The sequence below is a fragment of the Butyricimonas sp. genome, assembly GCF_019423355.1.
In the GTDB taxonomy this organism is placed as follows: Bacteria; Bacteroidota; Bacteroidia; order Bacteroidales; family Marinifilaceae; genus Butyricimonas; species Butyricimonas faecihominis.
Genome location: NZ_JAHZBP010000003.1, coordinates 238,860 through 257,219, shown reverse-complemented (window position 1 = coordinate 257,219; position 18,360 = coordinate 238,860). Strand labels below are relative to the sequence as shown.

Genomic DNA, 18,360 nt, shown 5'->3' with positions numbered 1-18,360 from the left:
TTAGCGAAGGACCGGAGGGAAGTAAGTGAATAGTTTAAGAATCTCCGAATCACGCACGAAAACACTAAAAACATCATCATGCAAGTAGAAGGCACCTCGTTAACCCCGAAAAAACGCTTCCGAGTGGGAGGCATCACCTATTATTACAGGCTTGGCAAGTTACAAGCCTGCCCGAGTAAGCGCATTACTCTCAAGAAAAAGATAAGAAAAGACGAGAACGGCAACATTATCCCTGATCGAACACCGAAACAAAGGAAAAATAACACCAAATTCACCTTTGCTCGCTATATGTTCGCCTTCATTCGCAAGAGATTCGGGGATCTACCCGTCTGGAAGATTGCCGCAGCCCAACGAGGGATGACCGATGATAACCTGATACAATCAACCAACTATAAATACCTAGACGAAAAGGGGAAAATTCTTGATATGGAAGGTTTTCAAGTCAGTCTTGGCCCTCTCGCCCTCCCCCTCAACCTACGAGCGACACGGAACGGTACGCTTGTCTCCATCACGTGGGACGATCCGCGGGATGAACCCTCCGCAGCCCCGACAGACCGCATGATGGTAGGTATATTCTATGCAGATTACCGCGACACTTTCACGCTCGAAAAAGAAACCGGGGCTACCCGTAGAGACGGGAAATGCGAAATCATCCTTCGCGATGACGACGGTGAAGTATGTATCCACCCATTCTTTGCACGCACAGATAACACGGCCTTTTCCGAGGATAAAGCGATCACACTTCCCGACACGGAATAATCCCGAAAATAAATGCTATCTTTGTACTTGAAAAACACGTGACTGGAAACACGTTAAAACAATTGAAGCATGAAAAGCAAGTTTAAAATTACCCGGGCCGACTACCTCAAAGCCATGAGAAAAGCCCGGCGGGACGAGGAGATCCGAGAACATCTCCACCCGGTGAACATCAACCGGGTACACAAATCCAAGAAAGTGTATAACCGCAAAAGAAATAAGGCGGATCTGAATAAGGATCTGCCTTATTTTTTTGCCCTCAGCAAGTTACAGGTTTATTCATTTTAGATTTCCACCCACGAAATCACCCTTCTAGATTTTCAACTTTTATCTTTTAGTTTTTAGTTTTTATCTTTTAGCTCCAATCTTTCCAACTACCCCCTCTAACTCCCCCTTGCACAGGGGGAGGACATGCTACATTGAAACATTGAGGCGCTTTCTTGCGTTCGTTTCTCCCCCTGTGCAAGGGGGAGCCAAAGGGGGTAGTCTTTTTCATTTTCAATTTTCAATTGTTCCAGTAGTTCCTCGATTGTCCCCACTTCAATCACGTTTTCCCCTTCCCGGCAGATCCGGAAACCGGAAGTTGTTAAATCTCCCGTTTCTACCCACACGCTCGATTCCACGTTCCGGTTTGCCAAGATGCCGTTACGCTGTAACGCCTTACGCACCATGGCGTATTTCTGACCGTGGCCCACTAACCGCACTTGGGATGAATACTGGTTTTCCACGCGAAACAATCCGGTTTCCATGTCGAAAACAATTCCTTTGCGAGCGAAGAAACCGCTCAAATGTCCCTCAAGAGCCAAATCCTCTGGCGTGCCGATCGTGATGCCGTGTTGGCGATCCATGAGCCAGATTTTGTCGGCGATCTGCAAGGCTAGCTCCAAATCATGGGTCGAAAGGAATATCGTTTTTCCGGTCTCCCGGGTCAACTGGTGAAGTAACTGCATGATTTCCACCTTACTTGGGAAATCAAGGAATGCCGTCGGCTCGTCAAGGAAAATCACGGGCGTTTGCTGTGCCAACGCTTTGGCAATCATCACTTTTTGTCGTTCGCCATCACTTAACGTGTGAACCATACGATCCGCCAGATTTTCGATCTTCACGAGAGCAATTGATCGTTCGACAATCTCCCGATCCTCCCCGTGCAACGTACCCCAAAAACCCGTGTAAGGACTGCGCCCCATCTCGATCAGCTCCCGGGCCGTCATGTTCCGGACATCGCATTTCTCCGTCAGCACCACGCCGATCGTGCGGGACAACTCCTTGTCGGAATACGTGCCAATCTCCCGCCCCATAATGTCAATCTTCCCTTCCAGCTTGGGTTGAAAAGCGGATAGCGTGCGCAACAAGGTGGATTTACCCACCCCGTTCGCCCCTAACAAACAGGTTAGCTCCCCGCCATTAATCGCCGTGCAAATATCGCTCGCCACCACCTTCGTGTCGTTCTTTCCCTTGTACCCGATCGCCAGATTCCTTAATTGAATGGTTGCCTGTTTCATATTTGTTATAACTGAAAACATATTAATTACCCCCTCTAACTCCCCCTGTGCAAGGGGGAACTGGTGGGGGTAGTTGTAAATCTAAAATCATAAATCACGAAATCACTGAATCCCTAAAACTCCACCGCATCCCGCCTTTTCCTCTTCCTAAACAACACCGACGCTACCACGGGCGCCCCCACCAATGCCGTCACGGAATTCACGGGTAACGCACCCTCGAATCCCGGCAAGCGGGCAATCAAGTTGCAGAGCAACGCCAGCGATGCCCCGACAAGCATCGAGGCCGGCATCAGCATCCGGTGATCGGATGTCTGGAAAATGGCCCGGCACAAGTGAGGCACCGCCAACCCAAGGAAAATAATCGGCCCGCAATACGCCGTCACGATTGCCGTCAACACCCCCGCACAGGTAATCACCCACACCCGGGCCCGGTTGATATTCAACCCCAGATTACGGGCATAACCATCACCCAACATCAGCAAATTCAACGGCTTGATCAGCAAAAACGATAACGGGATAATCACGGCCATGATCGTCACGAACAGCATCATCTGGTTACCCGAAACCCGGGCAAAGCTCCCCAATCCCCAGATCACGTAAGCCTTAATATCCTCTTCCACGCTAAAAAACTTCAACACCCCGATCACCGCGTTAGCGATATACCCGATCATAACCCCGATAATCAACAATGTCACGCTCCCCGCCACTTTCCGGGATGCCAGCACGATCAGCCCCATCACCGACAAGGCTCCCACGATAGCCGCAATCGACAGGGCTACCTCCCCGATAAAACCGAGACGACTTAATGCCACCCCACCCAGTTGACCGGAAAGTAACACCACGAACGCCACGCCGAGACTTGCCCCCGAGCTGATACCCAACACGGACGGCCCCGCTAACGGGTTGCGGAAAATCGTCTGCATCTGCAAACCGCTTATCGAAAGTCCCGCACCCGCCACCAAAGCGGTCAACGCTTGGGGAAGACGGGATTTCAATATAATATTCTGCCATGCCACCGGATCTCCCTCGCCTCCCGTCAAGATATTCCAAACCGCACGAAACGGGATGGCCACTGAACCCAGCAACAAGTTTAACAACAAGAACACGAGAATGGAAATCGTGATCGCAAAAACGAGTATCGTGTACTTACCTCTCTTCATCGGCTCACTTTTTTAAAATATCATAATACACCGGTTCATGATCAGGAAGGATTTCCGGGTGGAACACCCGTATCATATCCGCCAGCACGACTTCCGGTTCGGCAGGCATACTCTCGTAGAACGGTTTTTCCCGCATATTACAATAGACCACGTGTTTTTCCTTGAACGCCTTGAAGTCCGCGTAACGCTCGTCCTGCGCCTTCAGGGCCTCGTAACAATACTCCCCGGCAAAGCTATTCGCTATCCGCCAGTAATCGGCACTCTCTGCCTGATTGTACACGGTCTCGAAATCAAGCGTCACACCACCGGAACGGGGATCATCCTTCAAGAAATAATCCGCCCCCGCATCATGGAACAATTGCGCCAAAAAGCTCTTTCCTCCCACGGCATACCAAACACCCCCACGTAACTCCCCGCTAAACACCACTGGACGCCTTTTCACCTCTCCCACCATCCCCTTCAAAGAATTATAACGTTGCTCGATACGGTCGAACTCCCGGTTTGCCACATCCTCCATGCCCAGTAACAGACCGACAAACTTGATCCACTCGGCCTGACCGAGCGGTGTCATCTCCTTGTAACCGAGATGAGGCACCAGCGGGATTCCAATATCTTTCACGGCATCATACCCCCCGCGTTTGAACGGGGAAATCAACATCAGGTCGGGATTAATACTCATAATCACCTCGTTATCGAAATTTCCCTCGATACCGATACGACGGGTTAGCCCCTCGTCCACCTGCCGTTGCATATCCTTGTTAAACAGGAAACGAGTACTCGTGATACCCACCACCCGATCCATCGCCCCCAACTTGATGAAATTGGAGAGCTGCAACGAAGTCATGCAAATGGCACTCCGCACGGGCAACGCCACCACCGGTAAATCTTTTGGGGTCTGCACCGTCGATCCACGCGGCACCAAAGCGTACTGGTAATGAGTATGACTACTCTCCTGCGGGTCCTTGATGTTCAGTACCACGTACCCCTCACGTTCCTCCAACCAAAAACCTTTAGCATACTTAATATGAATCCGGGAAACCGTATCGACCTTCTCTTTCACGGTCTGTTCTCCCGACGACTGTTTGCGTGAAGTCGACTTGCAACAAAAGAGAACACTACAAAAGCATAAAAGATAAAAAAAACGCACTACATTCATTTCTTTTCCTCCGAAAGTATTAATTAATCACGTCTCATGGCAGGTTTTCTGGCTTGTCATCTTTTCCCCTTCCCGGTATCACCAGTGGCCTAACGAAAAGATCCGCCCTCTCGGACGGGCAATGACTTTACAGCTGCGGGGACAGCCCCGGAATTTCACCGGATTCCCTTTTCTTCCAACATGAAAGCACCAAGACGCCTGCAAATATATAAATATTATTTTGAGGCTATTCCTTTTTTAGCGACTTTTGCAACGAAGAAAAAAGAAAACTAAAATGGAAGGACCTGTAACTTGTAACTTGCCGCAGGCGAGCCAAGGCAAAGTATTAGGAGTATCGTTGGGACCGGGAGAACCGGAATTGATCACGTTGAAGGCATTAAAAGCCTTACAGGGAGCGGACATTATCTATTGTCCCGGCACACAGACCAAATCCCGTTCCCGGGACATCCTGCAAGCCCTGCCCGTGGCCATGGAACGAATACGACTTTTCCACGTCCCCATGTCCAAGGATCGCACGTTTGCCAATCAAGCCTATGATGCCCTTTGCACGGAAATAGCATCCCTTGTCGCCACGGGTAAAAACGTTGCCATCACGGCGGAAGGGGATTCCGGTTTTTACTCTTCCGTGAATTACATGTTCGACAGACTCGCTTCCATGAACCTTCCCGTTACCACCGTGGCCGGTGTCCCTGCTTTTATCGCGGCAGGAGCCATCTCGGGCCTTCACATTGTGAAACAAGAAGAAAAACTCGTCGTCCTACCGGGAATAACCACCGCCAAAGAACTGGACACCCTTCTTTCCAACGGTCATGTTGTGGTGATCATGAAACTCTCGCAATGCACGGAAGAAATACACCGTTTCATGCAAAAAAGTCCCTGCCACGAGTACCACTATTACGAAAATGTAGGCACGTCAGACGAGCTACACACGACTGCTTACAACGACATCACACGCAAAGACTTCCCCTATTTCTCGTTAATGATTATTCGTCCTTGCAAACAATTGGCATAGATATTGCGTACAAGAAGACGCAAGATGAATGATTATAAACATTTTTACAGGTTAATTATATGATTCAACGAATAATATGTGCATTGTCGTTATGCCTTTTATTGTTTATCCCGTTCCATGACATCATGGCGGGGGAACTCGTGACAAGAGATTCGCTGAACAATACAACTGACACGTTGAAGAATGGATTCTTTCACCGTCTCTATCGTTATTTCGAGCAATCGAACAAGGTGAAAGAAGAAAAGAAATTCGACTTCTCCATCATCGGCGGGCCGCACTTTTCGAGTGACACGAAACTGGGACTCGGCGTGGTCGCATCCGGACTGTTCCGCATCGACCGGGAAGATAAAACCATCTCCCCGTCAAACATTTCCCTTTACGGGGATGTCACGACCACGGGTTTTTACCTGCTAGGTATCCGGGGCAACATGATTTTCCCGAAAGACCGTTTCCGGGCAAACATCAATATGTACTTTTTCTCGTTTCCCAGTGAATACTGGGGAATCGGCTACGATGCGGGGAAAGACGAGGATCACAAGACAGAGTACAAACGATTGGAACAACAGGTAAAACTGGAACTTCTATACAAACTCGCACCCAACTTGTACGCCGGGGCAAACCTCATGTTCCGCAATGTCACGGCAAGGAATTTCGATGACATCACGTTCCTCAACGGGGCCAAGAAAAACGTGAACACCTTCGGACCGGGACTCGTTATATCTTATGACTCGCGAGACTTTATCCCGAACCCGGCAAGAGGCTTTTTCGCCCAACTGGAACAACAATTCTTCCCCGGATGGCTGGGAAATGACGATAGTTTCAAACGCACAAGCGTGGATTTCAGATATTACCAGAAAATGTGGAAAGGTGCCATACTCGCCAGCCAGTTACAAGGAACATTCAACTACGGGAATACCCCTTGGAGCATGGTTTCCCTCATGGGAGGATCATACGCCATGCGAGGGTATTACGAGGGAAGATACCGGGACAACGACCTGATACAATTTCAGGTAGAGTATCGCCAGAAGATATACAACCGCCACGGAATCACCGCATGGGCAGGAGCCGGAAACGTGTTCCCCGACATGGACAAATTCAAGTGGAAACAAACCCTGCCGACCTACGGAATAGGTTATCGCTGGGAATTTAAAAACAGAGTAAACGTAAGATTAGATTATGGATTCGGCAAAGGCGTCAGCGCATTCTACTTCGGCATTAACGAAGCTTTTTAAAGGGATCGTGAATTTCGTGAAACGGCCAAAACTATTGTTTTGGCTCTTTATCGCATTGAATTTAGTCCCGAATTTCTGTCTGCTTTTCACGGAACCTCTCTCCGGACTGGGCAAAACGATCTTGATTCTGCTACCACTTGGTGTTTACATGGTCGTGTTCTCCCTGTTCAAACGGGCGGGCCTCATGCAATTGATACTGATTCCGGTACTGATCTTACACGCCTTCCAGCTCGTTTTGTTCTATCTCTTCGGAGAGTCGGTCATCGCTGTTGATATGTTCCTGAACCTACCCACCACGAACGCCTCCGAGGCCGGGGAATTGCTGGGAAATATATGGCCCTCCATTATCATTGTCTGCGTCCTTTATATCCCCGTTATCGTGCTGGCCTCTATTGCCGTACACTATAAAGTGAAACGTACTGCCGTATTCCGCAAGCACATGATCACGTGGGGAATCATCTTCTTTATCATTGGTTCCGGACTGGTCGCTTTCGAGAAACACCGGGATAACACCTACGAGGTAAAAACAGATATATACCCGGCAAACGTGATGTATAACCTATATTACGCGGGAGTGAAATGGAACCGCAGCATGAACTACCCCGTCACCTCGAAAGATTTCGTCTATCATGCCACCCGTGATTCCGTTCATCAACGCCGGGAAATATACGTGCTGGTAATCGGGGAGGCTGGAAGGGCTGAAAACTGGGAACTGTGGGGGTATCATCGGGAAACCAACCCGTTATTAAAAAACGAGGATAACTTGGTACTATACAAAGATGCCTTAACACAATCTAACACGACACACAAAAGCGTACCACTCATCTTGTCCGCCGCCGACGCTTGCCACTACGAGTACCTCTACACGCATAAAAGCATCGTAACTGCCTTCAAAGAGGCCGGGTTTAAAACAATATTCCTGTCAAACCAGACACCGAACCGATCATTCACGGATTACTTTGCCGCGGAGGCAGACATTCATGTCAATGTACGTCCACAAGCGGACGGAGGGTTAATCACGGTCAATAAATTCGACGGAGAAATGCTCCCGTTGATACAGCAATACGTGGATTCGTTGAGCGAGAACCTATTTATTGTCTTCCACACCTACGGATCACACTTCAACTATAAAGAACGTTACCCGGAAGAATTTGCCAAATTCCAACCGGCCAACGCCACGGAAGTCGAGTACAAAAACAAGGACCAACTCATCAACGCTTACGACAACAGTGTCCTGTACACGGATTACTTCCTGCACAGCCTGATCGGGATATTGAAGAACTCGGGAGCTGATGCTACCATGATTTACTCGCCGGACCACGGGGAGGATTTACTGGACGACAGCCGGAAAAGATTCCTGCACGCCTCACCGATCCCGACCTATTACCAGATACACATTCCATTCCTGATGTGGTTCTCGGATAATTACATCGACGCTAGGCCGAGGATGTACGAGGTCGCACGTTACAATAGTAGCGCCCCCATTTCTTCGAACGCCTCAATCTTCCATACCCTGTTGAATATGGCCGAGATTCAGACCCCTTATTTTGACTCCACTTACTCGCTCGTCAATCCCGGTTTTGTCCGGAGACCACGTATGTACCTCGGAGACCACGACCAACCCGTGAATTATTACGAGGTCGGATTGAAGAAACAAGATAAAGAGATGATTCTCAAAAGGGGAATGGACTGTTCAATTGAGTGATTCTATGATTTCCTATTAAGTGATTTTATGATTAGATGATTAAAAAGAGTTAAGAATTTAACATCCCGTATGATTGTTGAAAAAATAACATGCCCCTATTGTTCAAGCAATGCTTATTCACTACTTTTGAGGCGTTAATATAACCTAACTCATAAAAAGACTCCCGGAAAGGGAATCTAATCATTAAATCAAATTATACACGATGAAAGTAGCAGTAGTAGGAGCAACAGGATTAGTCGGAAGAAAAATGTTGCAGGTTCTGGAAGAAAGAAACTTCCCGGTAACAGAGTTAATACCGGTAGCCAGCGAGCGTTCGGTAGGCAAAGAAATTACCTTCAAGGGGAAAAACTACAAGGTCATGGGTATGCGGGACGCAATCAACATGAAACCTCAACTCGCTATTTTCTCTGCCGGGGGAGACACCTCATTGGAATGGGCACCCCAATTCGCCGCAGCCGGAATTACCGTGGTAGACAACTCGTCAGCTTGGAGAATGGACCCGACGAAGAAATTGGTGATCCCCGAAATCAACGCAAACACCTTAACCAAAGAAGATAAGATTATCGCGAACCCGAACTGTTCAACAATACAGATGCTGGTCACCCTAGCCCCTCTTCACAAAAAATACGGGATCAAACGCGTCGTCGTTTCCACGTACCAATCCGTGACCGGGAGCGGTTTGAAAGGAATCAACCAGCTCGAAGGCGAACGGGAAGGCCGGGAGGTGAAAAAAGCATACGCTCACCCAATTGACCGGAACTGTCTGCCGCATTGCGACTCATTCACCGACAACGGGTACACGAAAGAAGAAATGAAACTGGTCAACGAGACCTGCAAAATATTAAATGACGACACGATTAAAGTAACTGCCACAGCCGTACGGGTTCCCGTCATGGGCGGACATTCCGAAAGTGTAAACATCGAATTCAAACAGGATTACGACCTTGACGAACTTCGTGACCTGCTCGCCCATTCAGAAGGTATCATCGTGCAGGACGATCCCGCCCAGAACCTTTACCCGATGGCCATCACAGCCAACGAGAAAGACGAAGTCTTCGTGGGCCGCTTACGCCGGGATTTCTCCCAACCCAACAGCCTCAACCTGTGGGTAGTTTCCGATAACCTACGCAAAGGTGCCGCCACAAACGCCGTGCAGATAGCGGAATACTTGTACAAACACGATCTTTTGTAAGAACCCGTAAGTTCATTATTAAAAATGAAGGTCAGCAATAATTATTTGCCGGCCTTCATTTTTTTTATAAACACTGTCACCCGCAACTACCCGTTCCGGATTTAATAACGTGTTCTGTGATCGTAAAATCATTGTAAATTTAAAACTTGTAACATGAAATGTAAGTTTATTATTTTTCTAATCGCACTAACCTCTTGTACTCATACTGCAAGAAGTCAAAACAACATCACGCTCTCCGTAGATGTGGAGAAAACCCCGGAAATGGGTTTTGTCATTTCCTACTTGAAAGAGTCCATGATTGGTATGGATTTCGATGACAAAGGACATGCAGAATATCGTATCGAAGATATGGATGCGATTTACTTAACCCTCCATAACGGCTTTGCCGAGCAGAAGACGATTTATGCCGAAAAAGGAGATCACATCCAATTATCCTTTGACGGAGAAAGCATGAAGAAAACACTAAAAATGGAGGGAGTGCGAGAAAACATTGCCGATTACTTGAAGAACGTGAAAATATCAGGGCCCGCGAATAAGGACTTCGCTTTAGACATAAAAGACTTTGTGAAATTGCTGAAAGAAAAAGTAAAGAAGAATCAACAATTGTTAGACAGCCTGACACCAGCCTTGACAAAGGAAAGCAGTAAATTCATCAAACTCGAAAAAAATCGGATTAAATACATGCTAGGCTTGTCATTACTCGACTATCCCCGGATGCACCCCTATATGGCAAAGATTGAATATACCCCGGGAGATGATTATTACAACGAGCTTAAAGCTTGGTTGGAAGAAGACCTAAATTCATTGTGCCTATGGCAATATCGCACTCTCATGACCGAAGTTCCCACATTCATCATGAGTCGTAAAACGCCTATTCATACTCCCTACGAAAAAGCCATGAAACAAATGGAGTACATCAACAATAACACCAAAGATGAACAAGTTAAACAGAATTTACTCACCATTATTGCCAACAATTATATCAAGGATGCCGGAATTCAGAAAAGTACGGAACTGGATGCTTTCTACCGGAAACACGTGACAGACAAAGAACTACTTGCCCAATACCAGCAGACGTATGATAGTTGGGCCGCAGTTTCCCCCGGACAACCTGCTCCGGATTTTAAAGCCGTTGATATTTCAGATAAAGAATTCTCCCTTAAAGACTTCAAGGGCAAATATGTTTGCCTCTATTTGTGGCCATGTGTCAGTCCCGCAATACAACAATTTTCCGAGTTGAAAAAACTACAACCTCTATTTAAAAAGAAAAACATCGTTTTGGTTAACTTGTCTATTGACAATAAAAAAGACAACTGGGTTCAAACCATACAAAACGAGGAAGCACAAGTCGGGACTCATCTTTACGCGGGATTCGATAAACATTTTTTACAGAAATGTCATTACAGTGCTGCCAGCATGGTTCAATTTATTTTCATTGATCCCGCTGGAAAGATCATAGAATTACAAGCCCCTCTCCAGTCTTCCAACATGGAAGATTTTATCAAAGAGACCATCCAAGATTAGACTTTTGCGGCCCGTGCATGGGGCCGCAACTTTTTTATTTCAATAAGTTTTTGTTTATTTGCAAAAACAATTGGAAATCACACCGTGTCAAGTCAAGAGAAATTCTTAAAAGGGATAAATCAGAAAGAATCTGATGCATGGAAAGAGCTATATCGCTATTTCTACGGGACTCTATGCAATTACACGACCAAAATTGTTGTAGACGAAACCGTGGCGGAAGACATCGTTCAAGAATGCTTTATCTCCATCTGGAATTCTTCGCTCCATTTCCAAGAGATGAAAGCCCTCTCGGTTTATCTATACCGTTCGGTACACAATAACGCTTTAAAATATCTCCGGGATAAAAATGTCGATAATCAAAGATTACAAAGATGGAGCAAAGAACAAGACGATGTTGAAGATGTTGATTTCTACCAAGCCGTCGAAGAAGAGCTTATCCGCAAATTACACGTGGTCATTGATCAATTACCGGAACAACGTAAAAACATCTTGCTATTGAGTATTGACGGGTTGACCGTGCAAGAGATTGCCGACCAACTGAATATCAGCATCAACACGGTAAAAACGCAAAAGAAAAGAGCCTACGTGTTTCTCAAAGAAAATTTAAAACAAAGTTTACTTCTCATATACATTCTAGAAATATTAAAGTAAAAAAATTACTCTAGCTGTCACCCGCATATAGCACTTTCGGATTTATAGATAAAATAACGCATAAAAATCGAATCCGATGAAATGGAATGCATTATCAGATAAGACCGAGTGGCTATTAAAAAAGATCACAGAACACACGGAAGAACCTATCGATGACAATATGCTAAAACAACTTGCAGATAAACTGCAAGAGAAGGGTTACGTATCCAAAAAACTTCGGGAACAACAACGCTTCAATTACCTAAAGGCCTACCAGCAAGTTGTTCAACCAAGAAAAAGATGGGTGTCACCCGGCTTATTAAAAATTGCAGCCGCCATTATTATCCTAATCGGAACAGGGACATTCCTGTATTTCCAGCAACTTCCCGAATTGACACCTACCCCAGATGAACTCTTTCTTACCGAAGTACATCCGGGAACACGTAAAGCTTTCTTGATTAAACATGATGGTCTGGAAATTGAATTGAAAGGAGACTCCGTGAAAATCGACGAACAAAACGGGATTAACATTCATATCGATTCCATGGGGCTACGGTATGATACCGAACAGGCTCAACAGCAAACGGCAACCCTCTATAACACGCTGGTTGTTCCCCGGGGAGGAGAATACTCGTTAGTGTTGGCAGACGGGACAAAAGTGTGGCTGAATGCCGATTCTGAATTAAGGTACCCGATCCAATTCACGGGTAACACAAGAGAAGTTTCCGTGGTAGGAGAGGCTTTTTTTGAAGTTACAAAACAAGAAGGCAAACCTTTTATCGTGAAGACGTCCCTAGGAAACATCACGGTTCTCGGTACTCAATTTAACGTGTGTAACTATCCGGGAAAAGAGAAACTCGTAACCACGTTAGTACAAGGAAAAGTATCTTGTGATCTACCGAATGGTAAGAGCATTGTCCTTGCTCCCGATCAACAATTATCGATCAACGGGAACGGAGAAAGTAAGTTAAGAACAGTGGACACCAAGTACTTCACCTGCTGGAAAGATGGTATGTTCTTGTTTGAGGAAATGAGGATGGAAGATATTCTGGAACAATTGTCCAGATGGTACGATATTCACATTTTCTACACGAATGAAGAGGTAAAAGATTTGCATTTTTCGGGAGACCTCAGTCGTTTCAAGGATATTATAACTTTCATCGAGATGTTCGAAAAAAGTGCTGATGTAAAACTAACATTAAAAGGGAATACTTTAACAGTAGGTTTATAAAAAAACAAACCGGACCAAGCGCCAACTAAAATCCGGTTTGATATGGTTTAATTTATATAACTAAACGTCTCAAAATTATGAAAAAAAAAGGAAGAATCATGCAGGTTCTTGCAAGCTTTCTGTTTTTATTTGTTTTGCTTACGTGTCATATGAACTTAAAAGCACAAGGCAAAGCAGTAAACATGAACTACAAAGAAGTTTCTTTTGTCGAAGCGATCAATTCTTTTCGGCAACAAACCGGGGTAAAATTTCTTTACAACTTGGAAAAAGTAAAAGATAAAAGATGTAAAGACCTCGTACTGAAAAATGTACCTGTAAACAAAGCTATTGAAACCGTACTAAAACACTTCGGTTTAACCTATTCGATGGTGGAAGGGGTGGTCGTCGTGAAAGAGACGGAAGAAACATCCCCTACGACTTCGACACACACGATCACCGGCAAAGTCGTCGATCAAGCCGGCAACCCGCTCCCCGGGGTAACGGTAATTATTAAAGGAACAAAATCGGGTGTCGCAACAGACGTAAACGGAAATTTCACGATCACGTTAAATGAACAAAAAGAACAAACTCTCATTTTCTCATTCGTGGGTATGCAAACGAAAGAGGTCTCCTGCATGGCCGGGAAAACCGTGACGGTAATCCTTGAGCCAGAGGAGGCCCAACTGGATGAAGTCGTGGTGACAGGTTATCAAAGCATCAATCGCCGGGACATGGTAGGTTCTTACACGACAGTAAAAGCCGCAGATATTATGATGCCGGCATACAATTCTATCGACCAAATGTTACAAGGGAAGATTCCGGGAATGGTTGTCGTCAATTCCTCTTCTCGTATAGGTAGTTCACCTAAAATCACGATCCGCGGAACTTCCACTATTTTCGGAAACACGGATCCGCTATGGGTCGTTGACGGCATCATCCAGCCAGACCCACTCCCCATTGATGCCAGCTCCGCTGTAACGGAAGATATGAAAAACTTGATCGGGAACCAGATATCATGGTTAAATCCTGCTGACATTGAAACAATTACTGTTTTAAAAGACGCATCCGCAACGGCTATTTACGGTTCAAAAGCTTCCAACGGGGTCATCGTGATTACCACGAAGAAAGGGAGCGCAGAGAGAACAAGCATTCGTTATTCAACGAATTTATCATTTAGAGCCCGTCCTAACTACGGGATGTTCAACTTCATGAACTCCAAAGAACGGATTCAATTCAGTAAAGAAGCTTATGACGCCGGAATCAGGTACCAGAGCGATCCTCTTCCTCAAATATATACCTATGAAGGGTTAATGGCCATGTACAATAATCGTCAAATCAGCGAAGAAAATTTCATGAAACAGATGGAATACTTGGAAACGTGTAACACTGATTGGTTTGACATCCTGTGTCGAAATTCTGTCAGTCATTCTCATAACTTAAGTATTACCGGAGGTTCCCAGAAAGTGACATACAATGCTTCTTTTGGCTACTCTTCAAGCCACGGAACGCAAAAAGGTGATGACATGACACAATTTAACGCTCGATTGAATGTCAACGCCCAACTACTGGAATCTCTTTCTGTTAATTTCAATCTAAGTAATTCATTTACTGACAGGAAAGGATATGGACCGGGAGTTAGTCCTGAAACTTACGCAAAACAAACCAGCCGGGCAATTCCTTTTGTTGATGAAAACGGAGATCGGGTATTTTATAAACAATACTACGAGTACAAACTAAATAGAACCGGACAACTTGAATACGGTTACAACATCTTGAACGAGATGGAAAACAGTTACTCTAAAAATAAAGCAAAAAACGTAAATATGTCACTTAACGTGAATTGGAATATTGTTACCTGGCTTCAATACCAATTCGTGGGAAGTATTGCTTTCAACCTGAATAATTCGGAATCATTTGCAGGAGAGAAAACATCCTACATTGAACTCAACTATCGAGGTTACGCTTATGGCTCAGAGTCATCCGGTTCCGCCAAATTCAAAGCAGCGTTATTACCATTCGGAGGTGAACTGGCCACAAACGAGACAAACAATACCTCGTACAATATGCAACACAAAATCGTGTTCTTCAAAACCATTCACGAATTCCACCGGATCAACGCAATGGCCGGAATGGAAATCCGTTCAGAAGCAAACAAAAATAACACAAACACGGTTTGGGGATACGTTCCCGAACGAGGCGAGATATTAGTCTCTCCCTCCAAGCCGACAGAAATTGTTCCCGTTGGCGGAGTCGTCCCTATTTCCTGGGGTGCGCTGGATAAACTCTACCAAGGAGGATGGGCAAACACAAGTATTACCAATAATTTCGTGTCATTTTTTGCTACGTTAGCCTATTCTTTAAAAGATCGCTACGTATTCAATGCCAACATAAGATCAGACGCATCTAATAGATTCGGGCAAGATGTCAACAACCAATTTGACCCGACATATTCCTTCGGTATATCTTGGAGAATTGCCGAGGAGGAATTTATAAAAAACTACCTGTCATGGCTCAACCAATTGAATTTACGTGCGACCTACGGGATTCAAGGAAATGTTGTAAATTCCGTAAGCCCTGATCTTATCGCCCAGTACCGGGGAATTATGGAAGGTTATGACGAATATTACTTGAGCATATCCAGTTTGCCCAATCCCCTGTTAAAATGGGAACGCACAAAAACTTGGAACTTAGGGTTAGACATGCAATTGTTTAATGGTATCACCATGAGTTTCGAATACTATGGAAGACGTTCAAATGCCATTATCAATCAGGATATTGCACAAGAATACGGTATAGCAACTATGAAATTAAACGGAGGTCGGATTCATAATCACGGAATTGAATACTCTATAAATTTAACTCCATACAAAAGAAAAGATTTCGCATGGACCGTCGGTATCAACGCATCGAAAAACTGGAATAAAGCCCAAAACGATGACGTCCGGATAAAAGCAGATAAACTGACAAAAGATAATTTCCTTAACGGTAGTACTGACCGTTTATTAAAGAAAGGATATCCACTAAGTGCCTTCTGGTCATATTCTTTTGCCGGACTTGACCCGCAAACAGGTTACCCTACCTTCAACCGCATTGATTTCGACGAAATCGACCCCGATATTGATCCTACCACGTTTTTGGTATATTCCGGTCAAAAGGACCCTTACTTCACGGGTGGAGTTAACACACGTGTGCGCTACAAGAGTCTGTCATTAGGTGTCGATTTTTCCGTGTTACTCGGTGCCAAGAAACGCCTTCCGAATCCTTATGCAAATTTCAACTACGGGAAACTTCCGGACCCTTACCATAACCTGTCGAAAGACCTGCTAAAACGGTGGCAAAAACCCGGCGATGAAAAACACACGATTTACCCGGCTTTATACACTTCCGTCGAAGACGTATATAACATACAACTTCCTGACGGAACACAATCCAATTCCATTTACTCCATGTGGGCAAATTCCGATGCAATGGTTGTTAATGCCTCTTTTTTACGATGTAATCAAATTTCAGTATCGTGGAATATGCCACCCCGGATATGCTCTAAATTCGGAGCCACCAATTGTTCGATTAGTGCAAACCTCAATAACCCATTCGTCATTGGCAGTAATCGTTTCAATGGATTCGACCCGGAGTTAGGAGATAGTGTCATGCCCAAGATCTTTTCTTGTGGTTTAAGTGTAGGATTTTAAAGATAACATTATGAAACAACGAATTATATTTCTTTGCATTGTAAGTCTAATTCTTGGAAGTTGTGGAGATTTTCTCGAACCCAAATCCAAGAGTGAATTTGTTCCCAAAGACGCCAACTCCTTAAGTGAACTTTTACTTGGAGAAGCTTATCCTCGTAACGATATTACAGAATTAAATGTATTTCTCCACCTATTGGATGACGATATCGCCCCAGCTCCTTATCAAGAAGTGCAGGTCGGTTCAGATGCAAACAGATGGTATGCTCCTTACACTTGGCAATCCAACATGTATGACATTATGGGTTCTGCCGGAGAGAAATACACAAACCTTTATAGCTCTTATTATGCCTTGATATTAGGAGCAAATGCTATTCTGGACTATGTTGATGATATAAACGATGACAAGAATGCTATCAATTCGGTAAAAGCCCAAGCTTTAGCCCTTCGCGGATTCCTTTATTTCAATTTAATCAACATATTCGGAACCCCTTACAACTACGATAAAACAGCGCTAGGTGTTCCATTGAAGTTAAATAGTGGTATTGAGGAATCCGAACTGAAGAGAAACACCGTAGAAGAAGTGTATGTTCAAATTATAAAAGATCTTCTAGAAGCCGAACGCTTATATAAGACCTTACCGAGCGATCAACAATGGCAACCCAACAAAAGAACCAGCCTTCCCATGGTTCATCTCCTTCTTTCCAGAGTTTATTTATACATGGAAGAATGGGAAAAAGCCGCAACCTTCGCAAATCATGTCATTACAAACGGGAATTTTCATTTATTGGATCTGAACACAATCAAAACATACTCAGAAGAAGACCCTAGTATCCCCTCTTACATAAACTATCACTCTTACACGACGTCGAGCGAAGTTATTTGGGTATACGGAAATATTACAGATGTAACCAAATATGTTTACAACGCAAGCGCCTCAACAAATGACCATCCGTTTTTTAGAGCCTCGAAAGAACTCATGAATTGTTTTGACGAAACAGAAAACGACCTGCGTAAAGAACGTTACGTCATTCGTAGTAAATTTCAAATTATCAATGAAGATAACGAGCTTGAAGCAATGCCCTCAGCTTTCGGGAAAATAAACGTAAGTTCTAAGGCATATTATCAACCGGTTGCAACGAATGATGCTTTTGGTAGAAGTCTTCGATTGTCGGAAGCTTACTTGAATTTCTGTGAGGCAAAAGCCATGCTTTACAAAGCCGGAGTAGCGAATGCCGGACAAGAAGCCCTAAATACACTAAATGAATTTAGAAGATTCCGGTTTCCTTTAAATTATCAAAACGAGAATATCACGGACCCCGAGAAATTAATTACATTTATACATAACGAACGACGTCGAGAACTCTGCTTTGAGGATCATCGCTGGTTTGATTTACGCCGTTGGGGAATGCCACAAATTCAACACACATGGCACCCAGATGCGCAATCAACGCTCGTTTACACGCTCAAAGAACATGATCCCGGATACACGATTCCATTACCTCCCGATGCTTTGGAATTGAATAATTTACTAGAACAAAACCCATTGGCCCCCGCACCACGCAACGGTATTAACCTTTAATTAAATAGTATGC

The 18,360-nt window shown here is 44.9% G+C and carries 13 protein-coding genes, 1 pseudogene and 1 riboswitch; of the genes and pseudogenes, 11 read left to right on the top strand and 3 right to left on the bottom strand.

Annotated elements, in window-relative coordinates; translation table 11 throughout:
• Positions 1-78: 78 nt before the first annotated feature.
• Positions 79-759, top strand: a complete 681-nt coding sequence (locus QVC79_RS06070) for a hypothetical protein (RefSeq protein WP_270594268.1) — start codon at positions 79-81, stop codon at positions 757-759.
• 69 nt (positions 760-828) lie between these two features.
• The gene (locus tag QVC79_RS06065) at positions 829-1,044 is read left to right on the top strand and encodes a hypothetical protein (RefSeq protein WP_124318440.1); all 216 of its coding nucleotides are present in this window, start codon (positions 829-831) and stop codon (positions 1,042-1,044) included.
• Between the two features lie 215 nt (positions 1,045-1,259).
• Here QVC79_RS06065 and QVC79_RS06060 read toward each other — a convergent pair.
• The 3 genes and pseudogenes from QVC79_RS06060 to QVC79_RS06050 all read right to left on the bottom strand — a co-directional run.
• Positions 1,260-2,258, bottom strand: a pseudogene (locus QVC79_RS06060) (ABC transporter ATP-binding protein); the annotation flags it as partial.
• A 113-nt stretch (positions 2,259-2,371) separates the two neighbouring features.
• Positions 2,372-3,418, bottom strand: coding sequence for an iron chelate uptake ABC transporter family permease subunit (locus QVC79_RS06055; protein WP_270594273.1), 1,047 nt, complete (start codon positions 3,416-3,418; stop codon positions 2,372-2,374).
• Positions 3,419-3,422: 4 nt separating this feature from the next.
• Complete coding sequence (locus QVC79_RS06050; protein WP_270594274.1) at positions 3,423-4,574, bottom strand: ABC transporter substrate-binding protein; 1,152 nt, start codon at positions 4,572-4,574, stop codon at positions 3,423-3,425.
• A 21-nt stretch (positions 4,575-4,595) separates the two neighbouring features.
• A riboswitch (cobalamin riboswitch) is annotated at positions 4,596-4,783 on the bottom strand.
• Between the two features lie 65 nt (positions 4,784-4,848).
• Here QVC79_RS06050 and cobI point away from each other — a divergent pair.
• The 9 genes from cobI (at position 4,849) to QVC79_RS06005 (ending at position 18,347) form a co-directional block, all read left to right on the top strand.
• Positions 4,849-5,586 (top strand): precorrin-2 C(20)-methyltransferase, encoded by a 738-nt coding sequence (gene cobI, locus QVC79_RS06045; protein WP_270594275.1) that lies wholly within the window; start codon positions 4,849-4,851, stop codon positions 5,584-5,586.
• A 59-nt stretch (positions 5,587-5,645) separates the two neighbouring features.
• Positions 5,646-6,818, top strand: coding sequence for a BamA/TamA family outer membrane protein (locus QVC79_RS06040; protein ID WP_124316939.1), 1,173 nt, complete (start codon positions 5,646-5,648; stop codon positions 6,816-6,818).
• The gene (locus QVC79_RS06035; RefSeq protein ID WP_124316940.1) at positions 6,763-8,523 is read left to right on the top strand and encodes a phosphoethanolamine transferase family protein; all 1,761 of its coding nucleotides are present in this window, start codon (positions 6,763-6,765) and stop codon (positions 8,521-8,523) included. Before QVC79_RS06040 ends, QVC79_RS06035 begins: the two co-directional genes overlap by 56 nt.
• A gap of 202 nt (positions 8,524-8,725) precedes the next feature.
• Positions 8,726-9,715, top strand: a complete 990-nt coding sequence (locus tag QVC79_RS06030) for an aspartate-semialdehyde dehydrogenase (protein WP_118303607.1) — start codon at positions 8,726-8,728, stop codon at positions 9,713-9,715.
• A gap of 153 nt (positions 9,716-9,868) precedes the next feature.
• Positions 9,869-11,239, top strand: a complete 1,371-nt coding sequence (locus QVC79_RS06025) for a redoxin domain-containing protein (protein WP_124316941.1) — start codon at positions 9,869-9,871, stop codon at positions 11,237-11,239.
• An 84-nt stretch (positions 11,240-11,323) separates the two neighbouring features.
• The gene (locus QVC79_RS06020) at positions 11,324-11,890 is read left to right on the top strand and encodes an RNA polymerase sigma factor (RefSeq protein ID WP_158571808.1); all 567 of its coding nucleotides are present in this window, start codon (positions 11,324-11,326) and stop codon (positions 11,888-11,890) included.
• 76 nt (positions 11,891-11,966) lie between these two features.
• Complete coding sequence (locus QVC79_RS06015; protein ID WP_270594277.1) at positions 11,967-13,100, top strand: FecR family protein; 1,134 nt, start codon at positions 11,967-11,969, stop codon at positions 13,098-13,100.
• A 77-nt stretch (positions 13,101-13,177) separates the two neighbouring features.
• Positions 13,178-16,768 (top strand): SusC/RagA family TonB-linked outer membrane protein, encoded by a 3,591-nt coding sequence (locus QVC79_RS06010; protein ID WP_270594278.1) that lies wholly within the window; start codon positions 13,178-13,180, stop codon positions 16,766-16,768.
• A gap of 10 nt (positions 16,769-16,778) precedes the next feature.
• The gene (locus QVC79_RS06005; protein ID WP_287642450.1) at positions 16,779-18,347 is read left to right on the top strand and encodes a RagB/SusD family nutrient uptake outer membrane protein; all 1,569 of its coding nucleotides are present in this window, start codon (positions 16,779-16,781) and stop codon (positions 18,345-18,347) included.
• Positions 18,348-18,360: the final 13 nt, after the last annotated feature.